At 39.5% G+C, this 26,719-nt stretch carries 27 protein-coding genes; 17 read left to right on the top strand and 10 right to left on the bottom strand.

What is annotated here, in order from left to right:
* The first annotated feature begins 31 nt into the window (after positions 1–31).
* From crcB to NDN60_RS06685, 6 genes are all read left to right on the top strand, one after another.
* The gene (gene crcB, locus NDN60_RS06660) at positions 32–439 is read left to right on the top strand and encodes a fluoride efflux transporter CrcB (protein ID WP_011373846.1); all 408 of its coding nucleotides are present in this window, start codon (positions 32–34) and stop codon (positions 437–439) included.
* On the top strand, positions 436–783 hold the full coding sequence (locus NDN60_RS06665; RefSeq protein WP_056948605.1) for a fluoride efflux transporter FluC: 348 nt from the start codon (positions 436–438) through the stop codon (positions 781–783). Before crcB ends, NDN60_RS06665 begins: the two co-directional genes overlap by 4 nt.
* Before the next feature lie 93 nt (positions 784–876).
* Positions 877–3,168 carry an RNA polymerase recycling motor HelD gene (gene helD, locus NDN60_RS06670; RefSeq protein WP_011373848.1) on the top strand — a complete coding sequence of 764 codons (2,292 nt, stop codon included), beginning with the start codon at positions 877–879 and terminating at the stop codon, positions 3,166–3,168.
* Positions 3,169–3,275: 107 nt separating this feature from the next.
* Complete coding sequence (gene coaA / locus NDN60_RS06675; RefSeq protein WP_099947592.1) at positions 3,276–4,205, top strand: type I pantothenate kinase; 930 nt, start codon at positions 3,276–3,278, stop codon at positions 4,203–4,205.
* A gap of 181 nt (positions 4,206–4,386) precedes the next feature.
* A complete protein-coding gene (gene guaA / locus NDN60_RS06680; RefSeq protein ID WP_172952568.1) occupies positions 4,387–5,925 on the top strand; it encodes a glutamine-hydrolyzing GMP synthase in 1,539 nt (512 codons plus the stop codon).
* Positions 5,926–6,052: 127 nt separating this feature from the next.
* On the top strand, positions 6,053–6,607 hold the full coding sequence (locus NDN60_RS06685) for a hypothetical protein (RefSeq protein ID WP_099947186.1): 555 nt from the start codon (positions 6,053–6,055) through the stop codon (positions 6,605–6,607).
* 663 nt (positions 6,608–7,270) lie between these two features.
* On the opposite strand, the gene NDN60_RS06690 is transcribed toward NDN60_RS06685, so the two are convergent.
* Both NDN60_RS06690 and NDN60_RS06695 read right to left on the bottom strand, forming a co-directional pair.
* Positions 7,271–8,377: a P-loop NTPase fold protein gene (locus NDN60_RS06690; RefSeq protein ID WP_099947187.1), complete on the bottom strand. Its 1,107-nt coding sequence runs from the start codon at positions 8,375–8,377 to the stop codon at positions 7,271–7,273.
* Complete coding sequence (locus NDN60_RS06695) at positions 8,260–9,030, bottom strand: KAP family P-loop NTPase fold protein (RefSeq protein WP_112261004.1); 771 nt, start codon at positions 9,028–9,030, stop codon at positions 8,260–8,262. The genes NDN60_RS06690 and NDN60_RS06695 overlap by 118 nt, the downstream gene beginning before the upstream one ends.
* A 107-nt stretch (positions 9,031–9,137) precedes the next feature.
* On the opposite strand from NDN60_RS06695, the gene NDN60_RS06700 reads away from it, so the two are divergent.
* The 6 genes from NDN60_RS06700 (at position 9,138) to NDN60_RS06725 (ending at position 15,386) form a co-directional block, all read left to right on the top strand.
* Complete coding sequence (locus NDN60_RS06700; RefSeq protein ID WP_099947189.1) at positions 9,138–10,415, top strand: hypothetical protein; 1,278 nt, start codon at positions 9,138–9,140, stop codon at positions 10,413–10,415.
* 57 nt (positions 10,416–10,472) lie between these two features.
* Positions 10,473–10,883, top strand: a complete 411-nt coding sequence (locus NDN60_RS06705; protein WP_096585680.1) for a (deoxy)nucleoside triphosphate pyrophosphohydrolase — start codon at positions 10,473–10,475, stop codon at positions 10,881–10,883.
* 9 nt (positions 10,884–10,892) lie between these two features.
* Positions 10,893–13,772, top strand: coding sequence for a DUF3427 domain-containing protein (locus NDN60_RS06710; protein ID WP_099947190.1), 2,880 nt, complete (start codon positions 10,893–10,895; stop codon positions 13,770–13,772).
* Between the two features lie 95 nt (positions 13,773–13,867).
* Positions 13,868–14,719, top strand: a complete 852-nt coding sequence (locus tag NDN60_RS06715) for a sialate O-acetylesterase (RefSeq protein WP_082267797.1) — start codon at positions 13,868–13,870, stop codon at positions 14,717–14,719.
* A complete protein-coding gene (locus NDN60_RS06720; RefSeq protein ID WP_011373862.1) occupies positions 14,716–15,234 on the top strand; it encodes a PadR family transcriptional regulator in 519 nt (172 codons plus the stop codon). Before NDN60_RS06715 ends, NDN60_RS06720 begins: the two co-directional genes overlap by 4 nt.
* Positions 15,231–15,386 (top strand): hypothetical protein, encoded by a 156-nt coding sequence (locus tag NDN60_RS06725; protein WP_155512444.1) that lies wholly within the window; start codon positions 15,231–15,233, stop codon positions 15,384–15,386. Before NDN60_RS06720 ends, NDN60_RS06725 begins: the two co-directional genes overlap by 4 nt.
* A gap of 73 nt (positions 15,387–15,459) precedes the next feature.
* Here the strand turns inward: NDN60_RS06725 and NDN60_RS06730 are convergent, their stop codons facing one another.
* The 3 genes from NDN60_RS06730 to NDN60_RS06740 are packed head-to-tail and all read right to left on the bottom strand — an operon-like array spanning position 15,460 to position 16,774.
* The gene (locus NDN60_RS06730; protein WP_052039213.1) at positions 15,460–16,206 is read right to left on the bottom strand and encodes a sulfite exporter TauE/SafE family protein; all 747 of its coding nucleotides are present in this window, start codon (positions 16,204–16,206) and stop codon (positions 15,460–15,462) included.
* Between the two features lie 41 nt (positions 16,207–16,247).
* Positions 16,248–16,571 (bottom strand): hypothetical protein, encoded by a 324-nt coding sequence (locus NDN60_RS06735; protein ID WP_099947192.1) that lies wholly within the window; start codon positions 16,569–16,571, stop codon positions 16,248–16,250.
* The gene (locus NDN60_RS06740) at positions 16,568–16,774 is read right to left on the bottom strand and encodes a helix-turn-helix transcriptional regulator (protein WP_011373865.1); all 207 of its coding nucleotides are present in this window, start codon (positions 16,772–16,774) and stop codon (positions 16,568–16,570) included. The genes NDN60_RS06735 and NDN60_RS06740 overlap by 4 nt, the downstream gene beginning before the upstream one ends.
* A 167-nt stretch (positions 16,775–16,941) precedes the next feature.
* Here NDN60_RS06740 and NDN60_RS06745 point away from each other — a divergent pair, with 167 nt between their 5' ends.
* On the top strand, positions 16,942–17,595 hold the full coding sequence (locus tag NDN60_RS06745) for an HAD family hydrolase (protein ID WP_056948617.1): 654 nt from the start codon (positions 16,942–16,944) through the stop codon (positions 17,593–17,595).
* A gap of 52 nt (positions 17,596–17,647) precedes the next feature.
* Here the strand turns inward: NDN60_RS06745 and NDN60_RS06750 are convergent, their stop codons facing one another.
* Positions 17,648–18,943, bottom strand: coding sequence for an L-cysteine desulfidase family protein (locus tag NDN60_RS06750; RefSeq protein WP_035148633.1), 1,296 nt, complete (start codon positions 18,941–18,943; stop codon positions 17,648–17,650).
* A gap of 23 nt (positions 18,944–18,966) precedes the next feature.
* Positions 18,967–20,292, bottom strand: a complete 1,326-nt coding sequence (locus NDN60_RS06755; protein WP_016264428.1) for an amino acid permease — start codon at positions 20,290–20,292, stop codon at positions 18,967–18,969.
* Positions 20,293–20,588: 296 nt separating this feature from the next.
* Here NDN60_RS06755 and NDN60_RS06760 point away from each other — a divergent pair, with 296 nt between their 5' ends.
* A complete protein-coding gene (locus NDN60_RS06760) occupies positions 20,589–21,266 on the top strand; it encodes a helix-turn-helix transcriptional regulator (protein ID WP_011373870.1) in 678 nt (225 codons plus the stop codon).
* 55 nt (positions 21,267–21,321) lie between these two features.
* Here the strand turns inward: NDN60_RS06760 and NDN60_RS06765 are convergent, their stop codons facing one another.
* The 3 genes from NDN60_RS06765 to NDN60_RS06775 form a co-directional block, all read right to left on the bottom strand.
* The gene (locus NDN60_RS06765) at positions 21,322–22,239 is read right to left on the bottom strand and encodes an NAD-dependent epimerase/dehydratase family protein (RefSeq protein ID WP_016264429.1); all 918 of its coding nucleotides are present in this window, start codon (positions 22,237–22,239) and stop codon (positions 21,322–21,324) included.
* A 12-nt stretch (positions 22,240–22,251) separates the two neighbouring features.
* Positions 22,252–22,584, bottom strand: coding sequence for an ArsR/SmtB family transcription factor (locus NDN60_RS06770; protein ID WP_011373872.1), 333 nt, complete (start codon positions 22,582–22,584; stop codon positions 22,252–22,254).
* 134 nt (positions 22,585–22,718) lie between these two features.
* Positions 22,719–24,419, bottom strand: a complete 1,701-nt coding sequence (locus NDN60_RS06775; RefSeq protein ID WP_099947594.1) for a glycosyltransferase family 8 protein — start codon at positions 24,417–24,419, stop codon at positions 22,719–22,721.
* A gap of 170 nt (positions 24,420–24,589) precedes the next feature.
* Here NDN60_RS06775 and NDN60_RS06780 point away from each other — a divergent pair, with 170 nt between their 5' ends.
* The 3 genes from NDN60_RS06780 to NDN60_RS06790 are packed head-to-tail and all read left to right on the top strand — an operon-like array spanning position 24,590 to position 26,595.
* Complete coding sequence (locus tag NDN60_RS06780) at positions 24,590–24,844, top strand: hypothetical protein (protein ID WP_011373874.1); 255 nt, start codon at positions 24,590–24,592, stop codon at positions 24,842–24,844.
* Between the two features lie 52 nt (positions 24,845–24,896).
* On the top strand, positions 24,897–25,685 hold the full coding sequence (locus NDN60_RS06785; protein ID WP_011373875.1) for a tyrosine-protein phosphatase: 789 nt from the start codon (positions 24,897–24,899) through the stop codon (positions 25,683–25,685).
* A 19-nt stretch (positions 25,686–25,704) separates the two neighbouring features.
* Positions 25,705–26,595: an SDR family oxidoreductase gene (locus tag NDN60_RS06790; RefSeq protein WP_016264431.1), complete on the top strand. Its 891-nt coding sequence runs from the start codon at positions 25,705–25,707 to the stop codon at positions 26,593–26,595.
* The last annotated feature ends 124 nt before the right edge of the window (positions 26,596–26,719 follow it).

The following is a 26,719-nucleotide window of genomic DNA, read 5'->3' on the forward strand; positions in this document are numbered from 1 at the left end:
AATAAAAACAAGAAGAGGTCAGGTCACGATTATGAAAATAAAAGAGAGTTTAGCCGTTGGCAGCTTTGCTTTTTTCGGTGGTATCTTGCGTTATTTAATCGGATTGGTATTGAATCAGCCAACTGGGTTTCCGTATGGGACTTTGTGCGTCAATTTAATTGGGGCGTTTTGCCTACCATTTTTGATGCGCTATATCGTGGCACGCTTACATTTGAGTGACCAATTAGCCTTGGCAATTGGGACTGGCTTTTTCGGTGCTTTCACAACGTTTTCGAGCTTTAGTGTTGATGCCATTCGATTGGTAAATCAGCAACAATGGTCAGCCTTTGCTTGGTATGTCGGGATCAGCATGGTCGGGGGCGTCTTGTTGAGTTTACTAGCGGATTACTGGGCGGTTAAATTGACACACAACCCTGAAGAACAGGAGGTCTCACAATGACTATTTTATTAGTTGGTTTGGGGGCAGCGCTGGGGGCCATTTTGCGGTATCAATTGACGCGAATTGGGAATCACATCGCTAGTGAATTCCCACTGATGACCTTTTTAATCAATCTAACCGGGAGCTTTTGTCTGGGCTGGTTGACCGCATCTCAATTAAGTCAGCCGGTGACGCTCTTTTTAGGCGTCGGTGTGCTTGGCGGGTATACGACCTTTTCAACCTTAAATAGTGAGTTGAGCCAATTGTGGTTCCGACGCCGGTATCACATCTTCTTTGGTTATTGGCTTTTGACCTATGGCCTGGGGCTTTTGGTGGCTGCAGCCGGCTTTTATGCTGGTTTATAGCTGACAATAGCCAGTAGGCCGATTGACTCGCACTCATGTGAATTAAGTGTTAAACTGGTAGGGCTATTTATTTAAAATAGGGAGGCATTTGCTTTGACTGACGTACAGAAATCATTGGAACAAAGCCGATTAACAGAAATTATTGGTTTAATTAAAAAAGCTGAGACCCATTTTGAAGGGGCTGTTAAGCGCGCAAAATCGGAAGAAAAAGAAATTAACGAGAACTTCTTCAACGACGTTCGCCTTAACTTCAATAACGATTCCGCGATGACTGAAACCGCCGTTTCGATTGAACAGCAGCGGCAAATGCTACAAGAACGCAATCACTCGTGGCAACAATCTTCACGGCAATTGGAAACCTTGCAAAAGATGGAAAAGACGCCATACTTTGCCCGTGTTGATTTTCAAGAAAAGGGTGAACCTAAATCCGAATCAATTTATATCGGGTTAGGCTCATTTACAGATACCGACGATCATTTCTTAATTTATGATTGGCGGGCACCAATTTCATCAATTTACTATGAAGGTAAGACGGGCGCTGTGACGTACCAAACACCAGACGGTCCGCAAGATGTGAATATCTCACTTAAGCGTCAATTTTTGATTGAAGATGGCCAAATTAAGGCCTTATTTGATACGCAAGAAACGATTGGCGATCAAATGTTATTAGAAGTGTTAGGTGAAAAATCTGATACACAGATGAAGAGTATCGTGACGACGATTCAACGTGAACAAAATCAGATTATCCGTAATACCGATGCTGATTTGTTATTCGTTCAAGGGGCAGCTGGCTCAGGGAAAACGTCAGCTATCTTGCAACGCATTGCGTTTTTACTCTATCGCTATCGGGGGAATTTAGATTCGAGCCAAGTGATCATGTTCTCGCCTAACCAATTATTCAACGACTACATCGCAGATGTGTTGCCTGAATTGGGCGAACAAAATATGATTCAAATGACTTACTTCCAATATGTGGCACGCCGGTTACCAAACATGGCGGTCCAGAGCCTCTTTGATCAATTCGAAACACCAGTTAACGAAACCGATGGCCGGATTAGTCGCTTGAAAGAAAGTCTCGTCTTTTATAAGGCTGTTAAAAAGTACGCTGCACATCTTGAAAAAGCCGACATGCGCTTCCGCGATATGAAGGTCAAGGGCCGCGTCTTAATTACTAAGGAACACATCAGCGAGGTTTATTACCGGTTTAATGAAAACTACCATCTCGGCAATCGATTAGATGCCACTAAAGAAAGTTTGTTGCGGACATTGAGCCACAAGGTTGATCACGAAACCAAGGCCGACTGGGTGACTGAACAAGCCGAGAATATGAGTGATGAAGAAATTCGCGAATTGATGTCTGGTAAAGATTTCAAGACGGGCGATGCTGAAAGCAAGTTTATTGCTAAGCAGATCGTGCTAGAAGCGTTCAAACCCGTTCGCCGGTCTATTCAACGCAATCGCTTCTTAAGCATCCAGGCGCAATATATTCACTTCTTACGGGTTGTGCCACAACTTGTGAAGTTAGCCGATTTTGATATTACAGAAGAGCAATGGCAAGACCACGTCACGCATTTTGTCGCACAATTGAAGGCTAAGCAGATGACGTTGCAAGATGTCACACCTTATCTTCACCTCTACGATTTGATGACGGGTAAAAAAGGTGAACGTGATATGCGTTTTGTCTTCATCGATGAAATTCAAGATTACACGCCTTATGAATTGGCCTTCTTGAAGCTCCACTTCCCTAAGGCGCGCTTCACATTATTGGGCGATTTGAACCAAGCGATTTTCACTAAGGGTAACAGCACAAATCTCTTGCAACAAGTGCAACAATTATTTGATGCCCAAAATACAAAAGTGGTGCAATTAACGCGTTCATATCGGTCAACGCAACAAGTGACCGACTTTACCAAGGGCTTATTAAAAGGTGGCCAAGCCATCGAAGCCTTCAACCGAGTTGGCGATAAACCAAACTTGATTGTGCGCCAATCAGAAGCTGAGTTAGTGGCTGATGTTAACCGCCAATTAGCCGCAAATGAAGCGGATGAATTATCGACGGCGATTATTACCAAGACATTGGTGCAAGCCCAAGAATTGACGAAGATGCTCAAGGAAACGGGAACCAAAGTCACCTTGATTCGTTCCGAAAACCAACGTTTAGCAGCCGGGACATTAGTGGTCCCAAGTTTCTTAGCTAAAGGTTTGGAATTCGATGCCATTATTGGCTGGCAAATCAGTGCCGCCAACTACAATCATGAAGATCAACGGCAATTGCTCTACACGATTTGTTCAAGAGCAATGCATCGCTTGACCTTGTTAGCCACTGACGCACTCTCACCACTGATTGATAACGTCGATCCAGAAAAATATACATTAACAAAATAATACGACTAGAGGGACTCATCAAATTGCTTGGTGAGTGCCTTTTTTTGTGTTAATTATGGTAAAATGTAACCGTTTAGCAGTTAGTTAAGCCCTGGGAGGATTAAAGCATGAAAAACGAGATGAACTATTATGAAATCTCGCGAGAAGAATGGCGTTATTTTCACGGCCGTGGCGAAAAATACACCGCCATTACGGACGATGAATTACAGCAAGTCAGCGGCTTAAACGACCGCATCTCGTTAACGGATGTCAGTGACATTTACGTGCCACTCCGTCATTTATTACAAATGAAGTATGAACAATTCCAAGAAAATCAAATTAAGCAGTCTGAATTTTTAGAAATCAAACCGCATAAAACCCCGTTCATTATTGGTATCGCCGGTAGTGTCGCGGTCGGTAAGAGTACCACCGCACGCCTATTACAGCTATTACTGAGTCGGGTCTATCCAGATAAGACGGTTCAAATGATTACGACCGATGGCTTTTTATATTCAACCTCTGAATTGAAGCAAAAAGGGATTCTCGATAAAAAAGGGTTCCCCGAAAGTTATGATATGCCGCAGTTGATCAGCTTCTTGAATGCTGTGAAAAATAACGTGGCGCCGGTTAAAGCGCCCAAGTATTCGCATCAAATCTACGACATTATTCCGGATGAGTTTGATATCATCGATGACCCCGATATTTTAATCGTCGAAGGGATCAACGTTTTACAATTACCGACAACTGAACAAATTTACGTCAGTGATTTCTTCGACTTTTCAGTTTACGTGGATGCCAATCCAAGTTTAATTGAGAAGTGGTTCCTAGAACGATTTGACCTCTTATTAGATCTCGCAAAGTATGACCCAACGAACTATTATTATCCTTATGCGATTAGTGATCGCGCCAGCGCCTTTAAGATGGCCCGGCGTGTCTGGCGTGACATCGATTTACGTAATTTGAACGACTATATTTTACCAACAAGAAACCGCGCCGATTTAATTTTGCATAAAACCAAACATCACCTGATTGATAAGGTATTTCTACGAAAATATTGATAATAGAATGAGTTTTTTCACAGGAATGGCTGTCATCCATTGACGTTTTCATGATTAATCAGTAGAATAGATACATTATAAAAAAGTTTTAGCGTTACTAATCGAGCTGAGTGAAACGAGGACCATTTAAGTTTTACTCAGCTTTAATAAAAAAGGAGTGAGTTGTTTGGCCCAAAAGGACATGCAAGATTTCGATAAGATTATCGTTTTAGATTACGGTAGTCAGTATAATCAATTGATTACACGTCGTATCCGTGAATTCGGGATTTTCTCTGAATTGTTGCCTAACACGACAACAGCAGCAGAAATCAAGAAGATCGCCCCTAAAGGAATTATTTTCTCTGGCGGCCCAATGAGTGTTTACGATGATGGTGCCTTTTCAGTTGACCCCGAAATTTTTGAATTAGGGATTCCAATTCTCGGTATTTGTTACGGGATGCAGTTGATCAGTTTCAAAAATGGCGGTAATGTTGAAGCATCAACAGAACGTGAATATGGTAAGGCTGAAATTACAGTGACTGACAAAGACAGTGACTTATTCAAAGGTCTTCCTGAAAAACAAACAGTGTGGATGAGTCATGGTGATAAAGTGACTGCAATTCCAGAAGGTTACGTGACAGTTGCTGAAAGTGATAATACACCATTTACAGCCATTGAAAACCGCGACAAACATATTTACGGGATTCAATTCCATACTGAAGTGCAAAACACTGAATTTGGGAACGATATCTTGAAGAACTTTGCATTTGGCGTCTGTGGGGCCCAAGACAACTGGACAATGAACGATTTCATCGACATGCAAATCGAAAAGATTCGCGAACAAGTTGGTGATAAGAAAGTTCTTCTTGGTCTTTCAGGTGGCGTTGATTCATCTGTTGTTGGGGTGTTATTACACCGCGCAATTGGCGACCAATTGGTCAGCATCTTTGTTGATCACGGCTTACTTAGAAAAGGCGAAGTTGAACAAGTTATGGAAAGTCTTGGCGGAAAATTTGGCTTGAACATCATCCAAGTTGACGCTAAAGAACGTTTCATGAGCAAACTCGCTGGCGTTTCTGATCCAGAAAAGAAACGGAAGATTATTGGTAACGAATTTATCCAAGTGTTTGACGAAGAAGCAACTAAGTTAAACGGGATTGACTTCTTAGCGCAAGGGACTTTATACACTGACATTATTGAAAGTGGTACAAGTACTGCGACAACCATCAAATCACATCATAACGTTGGTGGTTTACCAGAAGACATGCAATTTAGCTTAATTGAACCTTTAAATACATTATTTAAAGATGAAGTTCGTGACCTTGGCGAAAAATTAGGCATGCCATATGAACTCGTATGGCGCCAACCATTCCCAGGTCCTGGCCTTGGGATTCGGGTCCTCGGTGAAGTCACTGAAGACAAATTAAAGATTGTCCGCGATAGTGATTTAATTCTGCGTGAAGAATTTGCACTCGCTGGTTTAGATAAAACCGTATGGCAATACTTTACAGTCTTACCAGGCATCCGTAGTGTGGGTGTCATGGGTGATGGCCGGACATACGACTACACAGTTGGTATCCGTGCTGTTAACTCAATCGACGGCATGACAGCCGATTTCTCACGGATTCCATGGGATATCTTGCAAAAGGTTTCTGTGCGAATCGTTAACGAAGTCGATCACGTCAACCGTATCGTGTACGATATTACGAGCAAGCCACCATCAACGGTGGAATGGGAATAAAATCCTAATCAAAACACCGCAAGTCGTTTCAACGACTTACGGTGTTTTTTTGTGCAATCAATTTAGTCTTTTAACGTCAGTTCTTTGAAATCAGGCGTAATATTAAGGTACCATCTAATTAATCTTAATGATCTATATTTTTGTCGCGATTCAAAATCAGGCCTTGATGATAGGGGGCTACGTCACTTACGGTGCGGGGATGATTTTAGCCCAAGTTATTCGAAAGAGCGTACAAAGGCACTTTTCGAAGTTATCAGATTTAAAAGTCCAACTGTTGGGTTTTGTGGTGGGGGCTTGGTTGATGATTACGCCGCATCTAATTTTATTAGGCATCTTATTGATTAGTTTCTTTGGCAGTGCCAACAGCATTCTTTTGAATCACCGCGCTTATTACACCGGCGTCACAACGCCCGCACAAACCTTAATCGTTAAATATCGGAATACGTATCTCGGTAGTATCCTCATGCAATTTATCTTGATTATTGGCTTGATGGGCCTAGCCGTAATGCGGCAACAAGACATGACGACCGTGATTGCCCAAATCAGTGGCAGTGTCGCAATGTCGGACACCACCAGCCAGTTGATTCACTTGGCTGGTCTGATTAGCGTTGGCTTCTTAACGCTGATTGCCGGATTGGCAGGCAGATATTTACCAGCGATGGATGAAAATCCGCTGGTTTAACTGTACAAAGGTACTTTAATTTTTAAGAATGCTACCGGTAAGCAATCTACAGAATCAAATTCAGTGGTATCAAAATCACTATCAAACTAACCCAGAATAAAAATTATTTAAAACAGATTTCACAGATAATATGATAACATCAGGTATGGTGAAAGAAGAATAAAATAGATAGGAAAGCCCTTAAATTAGTATTTATATGATTTGAGGGCTTTTATTTGGTGTTTTGTTCATAGAGATAAATAAATTGTTTTGCAATAATTAAACGAAATTCCGCAGATTGTTCATTACCTACTACGGATAGCGTATTTTCATCTATCATATCGTCGAAATAGTCAACTGTATTTTGCTTTATGTTCATTAATTGGTTATATGTTGAATCCGATATAAGTATTTGATATAAATAACTCACATCAACGTATGAATCTATAGATTCATACGTTGATGAATTTAAATCTGTCCGACGAGAGATGGATGTACCAAGTGTAGTAACTTTTCCTAAAAATTGGGAAATAAAATCTAGAACTTCAGTAGCAGTTTTAACTCTTCTTTTAATATATTTATCACTATTGGTTTTATCGCCATATTTTACCCAGTATGCGTATAGGAAGTTAGAAGTATCATGAGAAGCAACCGTGATTTCATTATTTACTGAAAGGGAGATAATTATTTCGAGTGCATGTTTTTATATTCAGCTAGTTCGTCCTCTGTTAAATTAATATGATATTTACTATCTTTTTTTTCGGAGTAAACATCAACTTCACGAATAAGTAGTGGTAAGGTTTCAATACGCTTTTTATGGTAGTTATGATCTAACAAGGTGATGTAGTCTGCTAATTTTGTATTAGAACCTCTTAGGATATCGTTAATTCTAAGAAGAAGGGTAGAGAACGGGGAAAGTTGGAGACCTGGTGAATCATATTTAGTTTGAAAAGTATCCACTAAATCTAACAAGTTGGTTGAGAGTGTAAGCGTATCTTTAACTAGCGAAATATTATCTATAATTAGACGTAGTGCAAAGTCAAAGTTATTTGTATTTATTGTACTAAACAGTGCCTTATTTAGTTTATCAGGAGTATCAGATAATTGAACAATTTCTAAGATTTGTTTATTTGAAACGTTTATTTCACTATCAAGTGATGCAAAAAAGAGGTCGAAATAATTTTCATCAGCTATACGCTTTAATTTACGGAGCGTATCTTTATTACTAAAGTTAGTGTTTGTGTAAAGTGCATCGAATGCAGGAAACAGTTGTTGAAGTATTTCCTTTTGATCAGAGTTAATATCTAATTTATCAGCATCTATGGTTCTTTTCTTGTTATGGCTATCTAAACGATATTTAACTGACGGAATGTGGATATGATTGATGAGTAAATCACGATGTGTTTTGATAATTTCGTAGAAACGTTTATCAAAAAGTCTAATTATTTCTAGTATTATTAGGTCAACTATATTGATTTCTGTATTGGAAATGGGCATTCTAAATCTTAGAACATTAATGATTTTATTAATATCTCGAGGTGATTTGATATATTTATTTAATTCAAAATATAGACGTTGAAACCGTTGTATTTCATCTTCAGATAAAGTGATTTTATGTTCAATTAATAATATATTTATCTTATCAAACAGAACGTGATCGATTTTTTCTTGTGTTAGTGTTGGAAGATCAATAGGAAGTTGAATAATCTTTTCAATATATTCCGAACCGCTTTGCCCGAATGGAAGTTGTTCTTCAACTGCAGAGGATACATATTGAATATCAATTGGCAATACATAGCTGATTCCACCGTAATCAGCTTACATCCAGCTATAGTATTTATTGATCGAAGAATATTTATTATTTGTTTACCAGGTAGTCTATCTAAATCATCGATAAATACAATTATTTTTTTATTTTTAATATAACTTTCAATTCGATTACGGGCTAAACTGATGTTATCACTTGAGGATAGTATTTGCCCTAAATAACTTACTGTATTGAGTATTTTACCAGAGCTAGAATTCATATTGTTTTTAGTACTGCTGTCTAACGGAATTTCAGAGCTTAGATCAAAAGGGAGTTCGGCTTTTGATACTTTTTTTAATAAATGACCAAAACGTGCCCGTTTTGTTTTTGCCTTTTTATCAGTAAGTTTCGTTGAAATTTGATTGAGAATATCCCATAAAATTATTTCATGATCACCCCCTAAAGCCCAAGCATTGATAGAAATAGAATATATGTCGTTTTTAGAAGCTAATTGTTTTAAAATTAAATTAATAGTGGAAGTTTTACCTGATCCCCACTTGCCATATAGTCCAATAACATAACTCTCAGTATCTTTAAAGTTAGAAATAATTTTAATAAAGTCTGTAGCAAATACAGCTCTATTAAATTCATCGTTTGTGGGTTCGGTAATTGGTTGATCTGAAGTATATTTACTCATAGTTATTCCTTTCAAGTAATAAAGTTATTGTTACTAGTATAGGATGTAAAATAAATAAGGTGTAGGAGGTTATTATCCTGGAAGATAAAAGTTTTGTAGAATTTACAATGCGTGATGATTTTTCATTTCCTGTATTTGTTGGTTATGAATTAATGAATACAGAGAGTGGTATTAAAGGAGTTGATCCTAATAAGAGAATTGCTGGACAATTGACGCGATCCCATGGGGCAACGTATTTAGATTTAGCAGATGCACCAGAAAAAAAGATGTATCAACATAATAATGGTATTACTTATAATAACAATGATAAGGTAATCTCAAATGGAGATACTAATAATTGGTATGCCACATCCTGGGATGGATCACGATTGTTTATTTTAAGAAAATTTTTTAATGTTGACTCGAAAATGCATTTTGCATACAATCATTTTTCTGAAGAAACAACAAAATGGTTAATAACTGATTTTGAAATGGTCTCTCAGTTTATGCTAACCGATGAAGTTTATCAGGCTAAGTTATATATGGATCATATATTTTCATGGTTTAGAGTTTATAATCCGAATCAAGATCTCTCAAAAGTTAATTCAATTGAATATAATGATCTAATATTTCAAGAGAAAAAATTAAAAATTTTGGTACGTGGAGAAGGCAACCAAAAACAGGAAATTCATTCTATAATTAAAACAGTGAACTTAACAATGTGCCTGCTTTTTGAAGAATCACAGAATCGACAGTATATTTATCAAATTGCAGTAGCTCTGAGAAATATGTTTCAGATAATTATTAATAAGAGAATTGGAATATCGCGAATTATTTTAAATAGAATTAACGGAGATGAATTAATTCAAAGTGATGAAAGAGAGAATTGGTTTATAGAGCAGTCCTACTTACCGGAAGAAAGTAAAGAGATAATTAGTGATATAGGAATACCGTACGCAAGTATTTCAAGTAATTTTAATACTATTCTTAAACAATATTTAGAGGATGAAAAACTGCAAAACTTAGTAAACTCTTTTCTATTAGTAGATCAGTTCAAAATTCCGATTGCCACTGCTATTATAACGTTGGTTTCAGGGATAGAAACTTATTATAATCAAACGAAATATAAGAATGGGAAAACAATTGGTAATGCTCACAAAAAATTACAGCGTTTTCTAGCGTTACTTGATAATTCATCGGAGATTGTACAACAGGAGATTCCAAATTTAACGGTGGATGAATTAATAACAAGAATGAGAGATAGTCGGGATTATTTTATTCATGGGGATAAGGCAGATAGATTTGTATCAGAAGCAGAATTAGTTCCGTATTTAATAGTATTTAAGAAGCTATATCAGCAAATACTTGCTAAATTAATAGTACTTGATGTAAAAAAGAATAATTAGGATATAAAGTTAAATGATACAATGCGACAAAGAAAGATGTTAGAGGAGTGTTCAAACATGAAAGATATCTATGTCGTTGGTGCTGCAATCATCAAAGATAACCAAATTCTATGTACCAAACGGGCTACTGATCGGATTCTTGGAGATTTATGGGAATTTCCAGGTGGCAAGATCGAAGCGGATGAGGCGCCAGAAGCTGCTTTAGTGCGAGAATTAAAAGAAGAGTTGGGTGCTGATATTTTGGTTGGCCCAGCGGTTGCAACTGATGTGCACCAATACGATTTTGGCAACGTTCATTTAACGGTTTATTATGCGCAGTTCACAAAGGAAAGTTTTGGACTAGTGGCGCACAGCCAGATGAAATGGTGTCGTCAATCTGAATTGGACCAATTAACCTGGGCGCCGGCAGATGTGGCAGCTATGCAAGCCATTCAAAAACAAGATTTGAGTCAATTAACGTTCAAGTAGGGAGTAGTTATGACGGATTTACAGACTGAATTACAAAATTCAGCTTTAGCGGGATTGGTTGATAAAGAGCGCTACATTTCTCAGGACGAATACCTGCCGAAGTTATTATTTAACACGGCAGAAGACCATGTTAAGACGCATTTGGATGAAGAACTGATGACTTGTCAGCACTTCACTTTTGCCGTGGCTTTCATTACCGAAGCGGCCTTAGCGATGTTGAAGCCTAAGTTAGCGGACCTCGCCTTAAAAGGCGTCACGGGCCGTATTTTAACTTCTAATTATTTAGGTTTTAACAATCCTAAGGTGTTTAAAGAACTATTAAAAATCCCAAATCTTGAAGTACGAGTTTTAAAACAATCGGATTCATTTCATGCTAAGGGCTATATCTTTGATAAGGGTGAATACCAATCCATGATTATTGGGAGCTCGAACTTGACCGAAACCGCGTTGATTCGTAATTACGAATGGAACTTAAGAATTACTTCGTATGAAAATGCGGCGTTAACTGATCAAGTTATCAATGAGGTCGAACAGCAATGGCAGCGTGCAGCAGCATTAACGCCGGAGTGGATTACAGATTATGAAGCTGATTATCAAACGATTGTTTTTAATCGTCAGAAAAACGAACCGATTGAAACTGTCGCTGAAGAGTCTGCGGACTATATTGCGATTACACCTAATCATATGCAAAAAGATGCATTGAAGTCGTTGAATTTCTTGCGACATGAAGGTCATCAAAGAGCATTAATTGTTTCGGCAACCGGGACCGGGAAAACTTATTTGGGCGCGTTTGATGTCAAACGTGTAAATCCCAAAAAATTCTTGTTTATTGTGCATCGTGAACAGATTTTGAAGAAGGCTAAAGCCAGTTTTCACCAGGTCTTAGGCGGTGATTGGTCTGAATACGGGATCTTATCCGGTAATGAAAACCAGCGAGAGGCGCGGTATTTATTTGCGACGATTCAGACGTTAGCTAAGGAAAGTACATTATCGCAGTTTGATCCTGAAGAATTCGACTATATCATGATTGATGAAGCGCACAAGTCAGGTGCTAGCAGTTATCATCGGGTGATTGATTACTTTAAGCCACAGTTTTTATTAGGGATGACTGCGACACCTGAACGAACGGATGATTTTAATATTTATGAGTTGTTCGATTACAATTTAGCCTACGAAATTCGCCTTCAAGATGCTCTGGAAGAAGACATGTTAGCACCATTTCATTATATTGGTGTAACAGATTACGAATTAAACGACGAAATTGGTGAGGAGAAGACACCATTACAGAACTTGGTTTCCTCTGAACGAATGGATTATGTCGAACAACAGTTAAACTATTATGGTTATTCAGGTGATCAGGTTCATGGGTTAATTTTCTGTAGTCGTAAAGATGAGGCCAAAGAAGTGGCGCGGATTATGACGACTAAAGGCTATCCTTCAGTGGCTTTGACCGGTGAAGATAATGTTGATTATCGAGAACAAGTCATTCAAGACTTTGAAACTGGTCGGTATCAATACATTGTGACAGTTGATATTTTTAACGAAGGGATCGATATTCCTTGTATTAATCAAGTTGTGATGTTGCGGAATACGCAATCCAGTATTATCTTTATCCAGCAACTAGGCCGTGGCTTGCGGAAGTTTCCACGTAAAGATTTTGTGACGGTGATTGATTTTATCGGGAACTACAAGAATAATTATTTGATTCCGATTGCTTTGACGGGTGACCATTCACGAAATAAGAATAGTCTGCGTAATAAGTTGAGTACGGATCAAATTATCGGAATGTCGACGATCAATTTTACCGAAGTTGCCAAGCAACGAGTATATGATTCGATTAATAATAGTAATTTGACTGAATTGAAGCAGTTACGCGATGATTATCAAGACTTGAAGAAACGTCTTGGCAGAATGCCGATGTTGTTTGATTTTACAACGCATGGTTCGATTGATGGCTCAGTGCTGATTGCTAAATATGACAACTATTATCAATTCCTGTTGAAGATGAAAGAAGATGTGCATCTTAACAGTTATGAAGATACGGTATTAAGAATGCTGTCTAAAGAGTTATTGAATGGGATGCGAATTCACGAGCTATTATTATTGAAACTCTTGTTTGAAAAAGATGGTGTAGTATCAGTTGATGATTTCAAAAAGGCTCTCGAGCAAGTAAACGCTAGAGTGGATCAGAAGACGTTAGATTCGATGCTATCAGTATTAAACTTAAAGTTCTATCAAAAAGCAAACCAAAAGAAGTATGGTATGGAACCATACGTGATGTTATCGAATAATGAGTATTACTTAAATGAGGAAATTTTGCGGGCTTATCAAAGTAATCTGAATTTTGATAACCTAGTTGATGACGTGCTAGCAACAGGGCTATTTAAAGCAGATGATTATGATCAGACTCAACCATTAACGATTGGAAAAAAATACACAAGAAAAGATATGTGTCGACTCCTGGGATGGGAAAAAGATTTGTCAGCAGTTGTTAATGGCTACAAACTAGCCTACAATACTTGTCCCTTATTTATTACCTATACAAAATCACAAGACATTGATGACGGTATCAAGTATGAAGATGAGTTTTTGAACAGCCAGATAATGCGTATGTTTACTCGAAGTCCACGGAAATTAGATTCACCAGAAGTTCAAGCAATGGTTCAAGGCAATGCATCTGGCGTATTAAAGATGCCACTATTTGTAAAAAAGAGTGATGATGAGGGTAGTGACTACTATTATCTAGGGCTTGTTAACATTGATCAGAAGTCATTGCGTCAAGAATCGATGCGAAATAAAAAAGGCAAGACAGTTCCAGTTGTTACAATGAATTTAATTCTAGAAAAACCGGTTCAGTATAATTTGTATTTGAATTTAACGAAGAATTGAGAAAAGAAAAACCAATTTAAATCTAAATTGGTTTTTCTTTTTGCATTCATAGTCTAATTAGACTATACTATAAAAATCAGTTCAGGAGGATTTTTATGATGAAGTCAATTTTATTAGTCGGCCAGTCAAATATGGCTGGGCGGGGATTTATTCAAGATGTGCCGGTATTGCGGCACGAGCGCGTGAAGATGTTGCGCAATGGACGCTGGCAAATGATGGCTGAACCAATTCATTTTGATCGTGAGGTTGCGGGTGTTGGGCCGGCTACATCATTTGCGGCGGCTTGGGTCCAGGCGCACCCGGATGAAGAATTAGGTCTAATTCCGTGTGCTGAAGGGGGCAGTTCAATCGATGAGTGGGCGAGTGACGAAGTGTTGATGCGCCACGCGATTGCTGAAGCCAAATTCGCACAGGAATTTAGCGAGTTAATTGGTGTCTTATGGCACCAAGGGGAAAGTGACAGTCTAAAAGGCGGTTATCAAACATATGCTGCCAAGTTAACAGCGGTCTTTAGTCATTTACGCCAAGCATTGGGTCAAGCAAACTTACCCATTATTGTCGGGCAATTACCAGATTTTTTAGGCCAAGAAGGGTTCGGCGCTAGTGCGACAGAATTCAATGACATTAATCGGGAAATGGCGAACGTGGTTGCGCAAGATCCCCATAGTTATTTAGTCAACGCCGCCGAATTAACGGCCAACCCTGATGGCATTCATATCGATGCGGCCTCACAACGGCGCTTTGGCCTGCGTTATTACGCTGCTTTTGCCAACCAAGAGGATGTCCTCGCAGTACTACCAGATGAAGCTATTCAATTAGAAGCACTTTATCAACGACCAGAAACCCCGCAGGAAAAGATGTATCGCTTGAGCCGTGCTTTTGCACTTGGCCAAATGAGCTATCCAGAATTCATCGCGCAGTTAACGGGTGAGGGGACTGCCAAATGATTCAGTTTCTAATTTTGGGTTTATTGAAGAAAAAGCCAGGTGCTTATGGCTACGAATTATTAGCTGATATGGAAAACAATTATTTCGAATTCTTTTTGAACTTTACGAAGGGTTCTTTTTACTACAACTTACAACAACTAGCGGAAAAGCAATTGATTGAAAAAATAGTGGATGATGCCAGTGATAAGCGCGAGAAAAATCGCTATGTGCTGACTGCGGGGGGAGAAGCGGCTTTTGAAAAACAGTTCGCCCATTATGGCGGGCAGAATAAGCCAATTACTTTCCCATTCTACACACCACTACTATTCACTGATCAAGTTGAACCAACGCAAATGCGCGAACTCTTGCAGAGCCAAATTGCACAAACTAAGGAAAAAATCCAAGCGATTGAAGCGGCATTAAATACCGCAACCAATCTACAACCGATGTTTATCAAAATGATGGCCAACTCAAAACGACACCACGAAGTTAATTTGGAGTGGCTGCAAGAACAACTAGCAGAGGGAATACAATGAAGAGAATAGTTGATTTAGTAATTACCATTATAGTTTTACTACTATTTGGCGTGCTTATTTTTAGATTTGTGACGGATTTTAAAAAGACGCTATTACTAGTAACTGTGTTAGCAATTGCGATTATTTTGAAGCATTATATCCGTAAAAAATAAGTTGTCGTAATCTCTTTTAACAAAAAAAGTCTGTCATAAATTTAGTGGGATACTAAATGATGACAGACTTTTTTTAATAGGCTTGCATAAATAAACTAACTGCTAGTCCTAGTGCGGCGATGCCAATCCCAATTTTAGTTAGGCGTTCTGGTAGTAGACGGACGATGATTGGGCCAATGAGGCCGCCAATCAAAAAGCCGATTCCAAGGGGCAAGACAAGGCCCCAATTGATGGTCGTTTGAAGCGCGTAGACTAGTGTTGCGATACAGTTCGCGAGACCCATCGTCAGATTTTTGGTGGCGTTGTATTCTTGAAACGGCGCTTGGCTGATGACTGAAAGCAGTGATAGCATCAAGACGCCAGAAGCAGCCCCGAAGTAGCCGCTGTAAACGCCGACTAAGAAAACGCCGAGCCAAGCGAGACTAACTTGCCATTTAGCGGGTTGACCAACTTGGAGATGGCGGGGTAAGAGGATTAAAATGCCGGCAGATAAAATGAAAAAGGGCACAATTTTTTGGAATGTTTCTGCTGGAATTTTAAAGAGTAATAAGGCCCCCACAATACAGCCAATCAAGGTTAGCGGTAAAAGTGTGATGAGTTCCCGTTTTTGATGTTTTAATTCCTTGCGTGAAGCGAGTGACGCGCCAACGCCGGTGAAGATTAAGCCTGCGGTGTTGGTGACATTGGCTGTGACCGGTGGTAATCCCAGTGCAAGTAAGGCTGGGTATGAAACGAGTGATGCGAGACCGCCGACGGTACTAACGATGCCGGCTGCCACGCCAATCAAAATTAATGTAAGGCTCAATTGGATAAATGACATGAATAAGGCGCTCTTTTCTATAACGAACTAACGTTTTAATATTATAGGACTTGATCGTAGTAACGGTAGGCGCAATATTCAACGGGATACTTGAGTGCGTAGATGTAAAAAGCATCGCTGACAGCGTCACTGATGGTCATTATTTCACTACCACCATCAGTTAGTAAGAAATAAGTCATGGCCAGTGCCAGTAAAATAACGATTGAATCAAGAAAAATAGCCATCACCTTAGCGGCTTTGATGGTGATTAATTGCCAGCGTTCATCGTTCTGGTAGGCCCGCGACTTATTGTGTTTGAAGCGAAAATCTAAAAAGATGAAAACTGCTAACAGAACAATCAGAATTAACATGATGAGTTGCTTCATTTTGAATCCTCCTCTGGTGAAAAGACAGTTGTTATTTCGACCCCAAAGACCTGCGCAATCTTAAAAGCGAGTTCTAATGAGGGTGTATATTTATACTTTTCGATTGAAATCACGGCTTGCCTGGAAATGCCGGTTCGTTCGGCGAGGTCAGCCTGGGTCCAGTTGCGCTCAGCGCGTAAGACTTTAATGCGATTTTGAATCACGTAACGAACTCCTTCCATAATGTAATGAACTAGTTACTTTCAAATTGTAATGAGTTGATGACATTTTGTCAATTTTATTTTGAAAGTTAACGCGATTGTGGTTGGAGGATTAGTGGTTTAAAATAGGGGGTAGTTAGAAAATGATAGGCTGAAGGGTTGGTTGGCAGATGATAAAATTAATCACTTTTGATTGTTATGGGACGTTGGTTGATACGGCACCATTTTATGAGGCTGCGGGAGAAATTGGCGTGCAACATCAGATTGATCGCGGACTTTTTCAAAAAGCTTTTGAGCTGTATGAAGATCGAATGATGTATGGCGAATATTTCATGCCTTACGAACAGGTCATCGAACAAGCCTTGCGGTATTGTGCGCATGATTTCAATTATGAGTACGAGAATGCAGATTTAACGCAAATGTTAACGGTGCAGGCTAATTTAAAAGTTTTCCCAGAAGTCATCGATTTTTTGAAAACAATGAAGGCTAAGGGGATTCAATTAGGAATTATGACGGATGCTTCGTTACCAATTCTCAAGCAGAATTTGGCGCAAATCCCAGTTGAATTTGATTATTTATACACCTCTGATCAATTAAACTGTTATAAACCAACGCTTAATTTCTTTGGCCAAGTTGCTGATCAATTAATGGTGACTAACGAGGAGCATTTGCATATTGCTGCCGGTTATTGGTGGGATATCATTCCTTGTCAGCGCCTGAATTGGCAACGGATTTGGGTTAACCGCAAGCAAGCCCAGGCTTTACCAACAACCGTAATGCAACATGAAGTGGCAGATTTAACAGCTGCAATTGATTTAATTTAAACAATAAAAGAACCGTCTTGAATGCCAATATTAGGCACGCAAGACGGTTCTTTTATTTATTTAACATAATATCTAAAATCACAGGGTCTGTTTCCCGAAGGCCTTCTGTGCCTAAACGTCCGATGCCGTGAATTGTCTCATCGATTGTTGGGCAGACAATGCCGTTACTATTTGGAATAACAATTCCTTGCAAGGCGAGGTTAACGCCGCGGTACATTGAGGAAACGGCGGTGGCGACTTTCATGGCACAAGCACAGCCGGCCCCGTCGCAGATCATCCCGGCCGCGTCGCCAGCCATGTTTTGAATCGCATGACAAGCATCTTCGTAAGTTCCGTCATAGAGATAAACCACACCAGCCGCGGCCCCCATTGCGGCCGAATCAGTCGCGCAAAAGGCGGATAAGACGGGCAAAAATGAGTGAATGTATAGGGCGGTGAGATGGGATAATGTTTGTGCCCGAATCAGCTGTTCCTCAGTCGCCTGAACGGCATCTGCCGCTACGCTGACCGGAATGGTAGCTGTGATGCCTTGATTACCGGAACCAGAGTTGGACATCGCAGGTAATTGCGCACCACCCATGCGCGCATCGGAAGCCGCTGCCGCGTAAGCAATCATCCGATTACCAAGATCGTTTTCAGTGCCAGAACCAAAGTGATTACGTTTGGCACCATTAATTGATTGGCCGAGTTGAAGACCATAGTCGTGCGTAAAGCCATCTTGGGCAAGCGCTAGATTAAGGGTGTGTGCCTCTTTCATGAAACGAAGGTGTTCCAATGGTTCGTTCATGGCAAAATCCCAAACAGCCTTAAAGTTCATAGTTTGTAAAAATTGTTTTGATTCAGAGCTCGCGTGCGCCGCGGGACGGGGGTGGTCAATTAAAATTTGGTTATCTTTTTTTAAAGAAAAGATATTGGTATGGCTGCCAGCAATCGCAACGGTGACCGTATTTTCAAGATCTTTAATGGTCACTTCAACATATAAATCGTCAGGGACAAGTGCTGTTTTAGCAGTCACTTTACCAGAATGAGCGAGGTCTAGAATGGTTGGTAAGTCTGTAGCGCGAAGGCCTTCAATAACGCTGAGGCCAACCGTCGCGTCACCAGCAATTGCCCCCGCGGCCGCAGCAACTAATAAACCAGGTTCGCCAGTACCAGGGACCATAACCGCTAGGGCATTTTTCATCACGTTTGGTGAAACGTGCACCTCAATGGCTTGAATCTCGCGATTAGTCAGTTGGGCCATACAAGTTGCGGCCCCAAAGGCAACGGCAATTGGTTCAGTACAACCGGTAGCGGGCACGACACCATTTTTGAGGGCTTGAATGAAATGTTTTGATTGTAAAGACATAATAATCACTCCTTATTTATTTTTTAAATGAATGCTAAGAACGGTGAAATCATCAGTAGAATACCGGTAAAAACGATGAGATATAGGCTAGGACCCTTGAGCTTATTGAGAGCGGGAACACGATAGACAAGATAGACGGGGATTAAACAACCAATCATTCCGAAAATTGGTGAACATAATGATGTAAAACTTAAAACGGGAGCATTTAGTAAGATTGCGCTCCAAGAAACTAGGATAGCGAAGATTAAAATACCGAAGCTAAGGTTCTTTTTGTTAATCTTATGCTTTGGCATAATCCGATGTAAAATATTAACGGCAATTCCCTGACAGGCTTCATGGAATCCAAGAAAGACACCAAAGAAGGCCGTCATAACAGCGAAAATATTTAAAATGAAACTGAGAATTTTAATTGAATTACCGTTCATATTCTGAGCAGCAATGGCGAGTGTCGAGATGTTCTTCTCGTAAGCTTCAACTGCTTGGTCATGACCTAAAGCAAGATTGAATGAAATGGCATAGAAGAAGACAACGAAAAATAGTGTGAAAAAGGCAATATTCATGGCACGAATTGATTTATAGCGTGCTACTTCAATATTTTTATTGTGGGATCTAAACGAAATAACCATTGGTGATAAGGATTGGAGGAATAAAATAGAAGTGAGTGTGAAAGGAAGCAAGATGATTGTTTGTTTAATTAAGTAACCTAAATCGGGAAATGCTGCAACATTTCTAAGATCCCAATGTTGGATCATCACAACGCCGAGGACAAAGACAATGATTAGTTTCGTACAAACCATAAAGGATGAAATTTTGAAAAGTAATTTTTCGGCACGAGAAGCAATTGCGACGAGCAAACAAATAACAATCAACCCATAAAATGGATTATTTGACCAGACTGTTTTAGTAACATGGAAGGAATGTAAAAATGAAGCGCTATCATTTGTAATCGCAGTGGAATAAACAAATACCCAGATTAGTAGCATTAAAAAGTAGAGAACACCTAGTAGGAAGCCCCAATTTTTACCCAAATAACCACTGATAACACTAGGATAGTCTTCGCATTTTTCAGATTCGGCTAAGGTATTGATGAATAATTTTTGGAATAAATACATAGCAGGATAAGCAATCACAGCTGAAACCAGGAAGACCCAGAGGCCAACTAAACCGACTTTAACAGGTAAAAAAACAATGCCGGCACCGATTGCCATACCAATACTCATAAAAACCCAGCCCCAGTCTGTGCCGTCAAACTTAGTGGCCGCCTGCCATTCCGTTAAAGACATGCCTGCCTTATCAGCATGTTTTTGAGATCTCGAAAGATGTGGTGTTGATTGTGTAGTTGTTTCCAAATTGCTCACTCCTTCATTAATTTTGAATTTAATAAATAGTTAGTGATTATTTAGAATAGTGTCGCCACTTCTTGAAGGTAACAGAAACAACACTGATATTAAGCTTATCAAGAATTAATAACCGATTTTTAATCATGTATAATCATCCTCTCAAGTATTATAAACAAAGTATACAACTGAGCAATACGTTTTACAATAATAATTTATTATTATAATAAATGTTTGTAATCTATCAAGAAATTAAGTATTATAAAGGATACTAAGAACAACGCTATTGTGAATGGAGGATGGTTCTGATGGTTAGCGAATTAGAGAGATATCAAGGATTAGTTCATTTTTTAGGTCAAGTTTTAGGTAGTAATTATGAAGTTGTTTTACACTGGATTAATCAAGATGATTCGTACTATATTGCAGCGATTGAGAATGCTGAAATTAGCGGACGTAATTTAAATTCTCCAATCACTGGTTTCGCGTTAGATCTTATTAGGAATAAAATATATCAAAAACAAGATGCTGTGGTTAATTACAAGGCTAGTAGTGATAAAAACCAGCAAATTCAAGGGTCTACTTACTTCATTAAGGATGATCAGGGTGTTTTGTTGGGATTGTTATGTATTAATTTTAATGCGCAACCATATTTAGCGGCGGTTGATAATCTTATTAATCTTGCTAATCTGGATTCGTTAATGGCATCAGTACCTACAGTGGCTAGCGAACATCAACAGCAACGCCAAGTCGTTACAAATGAAGAAGTGCTCCATTCGAGTGTTGAAGAAATCATTTATGCGGTAGTAGCACCCAATACACTGCAGCCAGGTATTAAGTTAACGCAGGATAAGAAAATTGAAATTTGTCGAAAATTAAATGAAAAAGGTATTTTTAAAATTAAAGGTGCTTTATCAAAAGTTGCTGAGATATTAGGCACCTCGGAACCAAGTATCTATCGATATTTAAAATTAATTAATCAGTCATAAATACAAAATAGCGCCACCGATATTTTCGGTGACGCTATTTTTAACATTATACTTTTTAAACCGTCAATATCTCTCGAATGCCTTCTTCAAACGATGTAATTTTAAATTCAGGGAAGCGAGTTTTGAATTTATCCGAAACGAAGATGTTGTCGGCTTGATAACGGGGGAGCAGCTCTTGTAGTTCGCGACTATTTTGATTGAAGAAACTTGCTAATTTGAATTGCCACATTTTAATAATCGAATAGGATATAGGTTGGTACGTGATTTCTTGAATCAGTTCAACTAAACCCTTGTAAGTAATGCTATCGGCACAAGGAAGGTGCCATGTTTGACCGTAAGCATCAGGGGTGTTGCCAATTAAAGCCATGGCGCGGCTAGCATCTGGTGTCCAAATTAATGTGCGCAAGAATTGATCGCTAACGGGAATACGTGCTTTTTGCCCGACTTTGATTTTGTTGAAAAGAAGTGTATTGGTAATACTATTGGTTTTGGCGGGACCGTAAAATTCAGGGGCGCGGCAAATAACAGTCTCTATTTGACCTGCTTGCATAGCATCAATAACGGTTTGCGCCATTTTTGCCCGAGCAGTTGCCTTTTGACCGTCTGGTTGGAAGGGACTGTTTTCGGTTTGCGGTGTCGCATTTTTAGCGTACATATAAGTGTTATCGAAGAAAACTAATTTACTGTGGTTGATTTGACAGGCGCGAATCACATTATCAATCATAATCGGAAATTGAACGGTCCACATATCAGAATTCATAGGTAAACCGGCTGTGAAATAGACAATTTCGCTCCCTGCGACGGCCTGATTGGTTTCTTCAAAATTGAGCAGATTAGCGGGGGAGAGTTGATCTTCAGGATTAACCTTCCGCGGGTTACGGCTCACAAGTCGGATGTCGTGAGTATAGTTTTTGTAGAGTTCTTTTGCGAGTTCTTGGCCGATTTGACCGCTACTGCCTAAAATTGTTTGCATAATTAACGCTCCTTATTTGGTGTGGGTGGTCATAATTTGGGTGACTTTATCGAGAAATTGCTTGAGTTTTACAATTTCGGTTGTGTCGTGATTGAGGTAATAAAAATTCTTCGTGCCTTCTGCGCGATAGTCGATTAGTTTGGCATCCTTGAGGACTTTGAGATGGTGTGAAACCGCGGGTCGCGATAAGCCGGTTGCTTCAGTGAGTTCGCTGACTTGTAGCCCGTCACAATCACTTTCCTCTAATAAGCGGATGATAATGGCTTGGCGCTTTGGGTCACCTAAGGCAATTAAAAATTGACTAACATCGGTTAAGTCTTGTTGTAATGCTTTGTAATTTGGCATTTGAAAATCTCCAATCGTTCGTTAGTTTAAATTATTAAACCATTAAGGCGATACTTTGTCAACGTTAGAGGATCATGATGCGCAATTCACACAAAACCCCCACTAGGTTGGACCTAGCAGGGGTTTTTATAGCATTAATTCTCTAAGCTAATTTGTGTGTTTTTTGAAAAAGGGATGATAGACGCTTGGCGTTTTGGTTTGAGGAAGCGGTGGCGATAGTAACGATATTGTGGGGTGAATGGGTGGGTAGATACTGCATGCCAAGGCTTCTCGTGACCACAGAAGTGGACGATTGCTGGGGCCTTTTTGGCTTCAATAAATTGTTGTTGTAAATGTTGTGGGGGTGTGGTCTTATCCATGATGATGTTGGTTTGGGCATTCCATTTAGGATGGAGATGCAGCCATTGATCATGTAAAACAGCATTCAGTGCATCTTGATCATGAAAGCGTAACTTCTCTGGATGATGGTTAATGAAGTCTAAAGTTTTCTCAGTGATGGCTTGTTGACGCCATTTCTTAAGATCCATTAACATCATGCCGGAGTTGAAATAGCGCGTACTGTGACACTTAATGGCCATTTTTTCGAGGCGCTGATGGAACCCGGCGTCTTCAACCGCAGCTAGCGGGAACTCGCCTAAATCAATATTCCAAAGGCGTTCAAGGTTAACGTTACATAGAGCATCACAGTCTAAATAAAGCGCGCGATCAATGCCGTTTAGCACTTGCGGGATTAAAATCCGATAATAAGCTGATTTTAAAATCCGATCACTTTCTACGATATTGGCCAAGAGAGCCTCATCAACTTTGAGAAAAGTTAAATCGGCATTAAAAGCGGCAACCACCTGTTTTAATGGTATTTTGTCTGCTTCAGTTAAGTGGTCTTCTAACACATAGAAAGAATAGCGGCGTTGTGTGTCATTGTGATTCAAAATCGAAGCATATAAAATCGCCAAGGGTTCAATAAAGGCAGCATTAACAGCTGAGACAATGTTAATACTGTCTTTTTTTAATGCGCCTAATTGTTGACTATACGCTTGGTATTGCGCTAAAAATGGATGTTCTTTCAACGTATTCCAAGGTTTATTGTGCGTTGTAAAATGAACGATTTTAGGTTGCGCAATAGCTTCGTCAAAAAGTTTTTTATAAGTGGCATTAATTGGCTGATGTTTGCGGAAGATGAGTGAATTTTGTACATTCCAAGCGGGATGCAATAATTGAACCTTACCGGCTAAAATGGCATTCAAAGCGTCTTGATCGTGGAAAATAATTCTCTCAGGATGCTGATTGATAAAACGTAGCGTTAATTCACTAATTTGATTTTCTTCCCAACGGAAGGTGTCAATTAACATCACGCCGGAATTAAAATAAATGTTACCTGATTTTTCAGGGGAAACACCTAGTCGTGGTAGTGCTAGAGCTTGCCCAGGATCAATAATTGCGCCAACAATATTAGTCCCTAAATGGCTTTCATAAAGTGGCGTAATGTCGGTTTGGACAAGAATATCGACGTCTAAGTATAAAACGCGGCTAATCCCTTTGCGTAATAGTATTTGGGGCGCAAGAATGCGGTAGTAGGCCATTTTATTAATATGGTTACTTTCAGGACAATTTTTTAAAAGTTGTTGATTTATTTTAATAAAATCGACCTGATGTGATTGCTTGGTAATTTGTCGCACCAAACACTTGGTTTGTGGTGTGAGTTCATTATCGAGAATAAGAAAATGGACAGTTGTCTCAGCAGGAATATGCGCCAATATCGACTTAATCGCGATTAAAAGCTGGTCGGCATAATTATTATCTGCTGCGAACATAACATTGATCGTCTTGATAATCATCAACCCCTTTTAGAATAGTGATACAAGTTAATTTAAACAACTTGAAATTGTTTTGTAAAGGTAAATGATTATGCTAAATATAACTCAATCAGAATAGTTGAGAAAAATCAAGTCAATATTTTATAGTTAAACTGTAGCGCTACTAAAAAAATTATGGAAGGACGTTTGCTATGTTGAAAGAAGTGCCAATTAATAAAGTGAGATTAGGTAGAAGTACAGTTAAGACGCCGGATTTGAGTTTGATGATTGAAAAACAAGAATCAAAATTGAATTGTTTTCTAGAGGGTGTTACTGATTTAGAATTGGCCATCTTAAAAGCGAATAATGGCGAAGCACTTCTAGAAGGAAAATGGGGGCCTTTGGCAGTCGATCGAGTTGGCAATGTTATTAAAAACCAAACGATTAAACCCTATATACAGCAGTAACGAAGCGTCATAAAGTTGATAGTAATAGCGATTATTCAGAGAGGACGAGTAGATGGTTTCGAGAATTTTACCGATTGAAAACGGGCATAACTTCAGAGAATTGGGGGGTTACCAAACATTAGACGGCAAAACGCTAAAAACAAAACGCCTACTTCGAACAGCAAATTTAGCTGATCTTAGTCCCAAGGATCTAGCGCTTTTAAACAGTTATAACGTCTCAGTGGATATTGATTTACGCTCCAAAGATGAGCGACAACAAGCACCGGATAAAGTACCAGTTAGTGCTAAATATAAATCTGTTCCTATTTTCAAAGAAGACCAAACCGAAAGTACAACAACTGAGGCGGAACTCTATCAGCGCTATACAAACAATCCACTTGGTGGCCAAATGCAAATGCAAAAGGTCTATCAAGAATTAGTTCAAGATGAACACTCGATTAAGATGTATCGTCAATTTTTTGAAATATTACTTCAACAGTCTGCGGATAATCAGGCAACGCTGTTTCATTGTACGGGTGGTAAAGATCGAACGGGGATGGCTGCATATTATCTTTTGAATGCGCTAAACGTTCCTGAACCTGTTATTCGCCAAGACTATTTACTGACAAATACTGCCTCGCAACAACATATTGCCCAACGCATGTCACGATTAGCGGCTAAGCACGCATCCAGTGGCTTTATAAAAAGTACGCACGCTTTAATGAGTGTGCAATCCGCTTATTTAGACACCGCAACAACTACGATTAAGCAAAATTGGGGTTCTACGCAGAATTATTTACAGACCGCTTTAAAATTAAGTAAAAGTGATATTAATCAGTTAAGAGCAACCTATCTAAATTAAGTCAGGAAAGGTGATATTAATGGTCAAAGCAGATTTGAAAGACCCACGTGAGTTATATAAAGTATCCGGATTTGAGGAGCAAGAACAACCAGCTCCGGCACTACAAGGCAAAATGCGGCCGAAACCCGATTGCGGTGAGGCAGATTATCAAGGGCGTGAGCAATTGATGAATCGCAAAGTCCTGATTACAGGTGGCGATTCAGGAATTGGCCGCGCAGTAGCAATTGCATTTTCACGTGAAGGTGCGGATATTGCTTTACAGTATTTACCTGGTGAAGAAAGTGATGCTAATGAAGTCGCGGGGTTAATTGAATCAGCTGGTCGTAAGGCAGTTTTAATCCCGGCTGATTTTAAAATGCAAGAAGCACCGCAACAAGTGGTAGCACAAGCAGTGGCACAATTAGGTGGTTTAGATACAGTTGTGTTGAATGCCGCCCAACAGATTGCCCATCCAACGCTTGAAGACTTACCCATCCAACAAGTACGGGATAGTTTTGAAATTAACGTGGTGGCAATGTATGGCATTGCTAAAGCGGCGATTGCCCATATCCCAGCTGGTGGTAGTATTCTGACAACCACCTCGATCCAAGGATTCAATCCAAGTTCACAACTCTTAGACTATGCCGCAACTAAAGCCGCTATTAGGAATTTTACGATTAATCTCGCCCAACAATTAGCAGATAAAGGGATTCGCGTTAATGGTGTCGCGCCGGGCCCAATCTGGACGCCACTTCAATTAGCGCAAGGCCAGTTAGAGGGCGCATTACCAAAATTTGGACAGAATACACTTTTAAAAAGAGCAGGCCAGCCAGTTGAAGTCGCTCCAGTCTATGTATTTTTAGCTAGCAATGCTGCTAGCTACATTACCGGACAGATATACGGGGTGACCGGTGGCGAATCAATCAACTAAATTGTCAATTTATTTGCTTATATTATTGGCAAATTCTATAATTAATCCGAACAGAAATTAAAAAGCCCAAAGCAATCACTTACAATGGTAGTAGCTAATTCCAACCAATATAGGGAGTGATTAC

This window comes from Latilactobacillus sp., assembly GCF_033176295.1.
Classification (GTDB): Bacteria; Bacillota; Bacilli; order Lactobacillales; family Lactobacillaceae; genus Latilactobacillus; species Latilactobacillus sakei.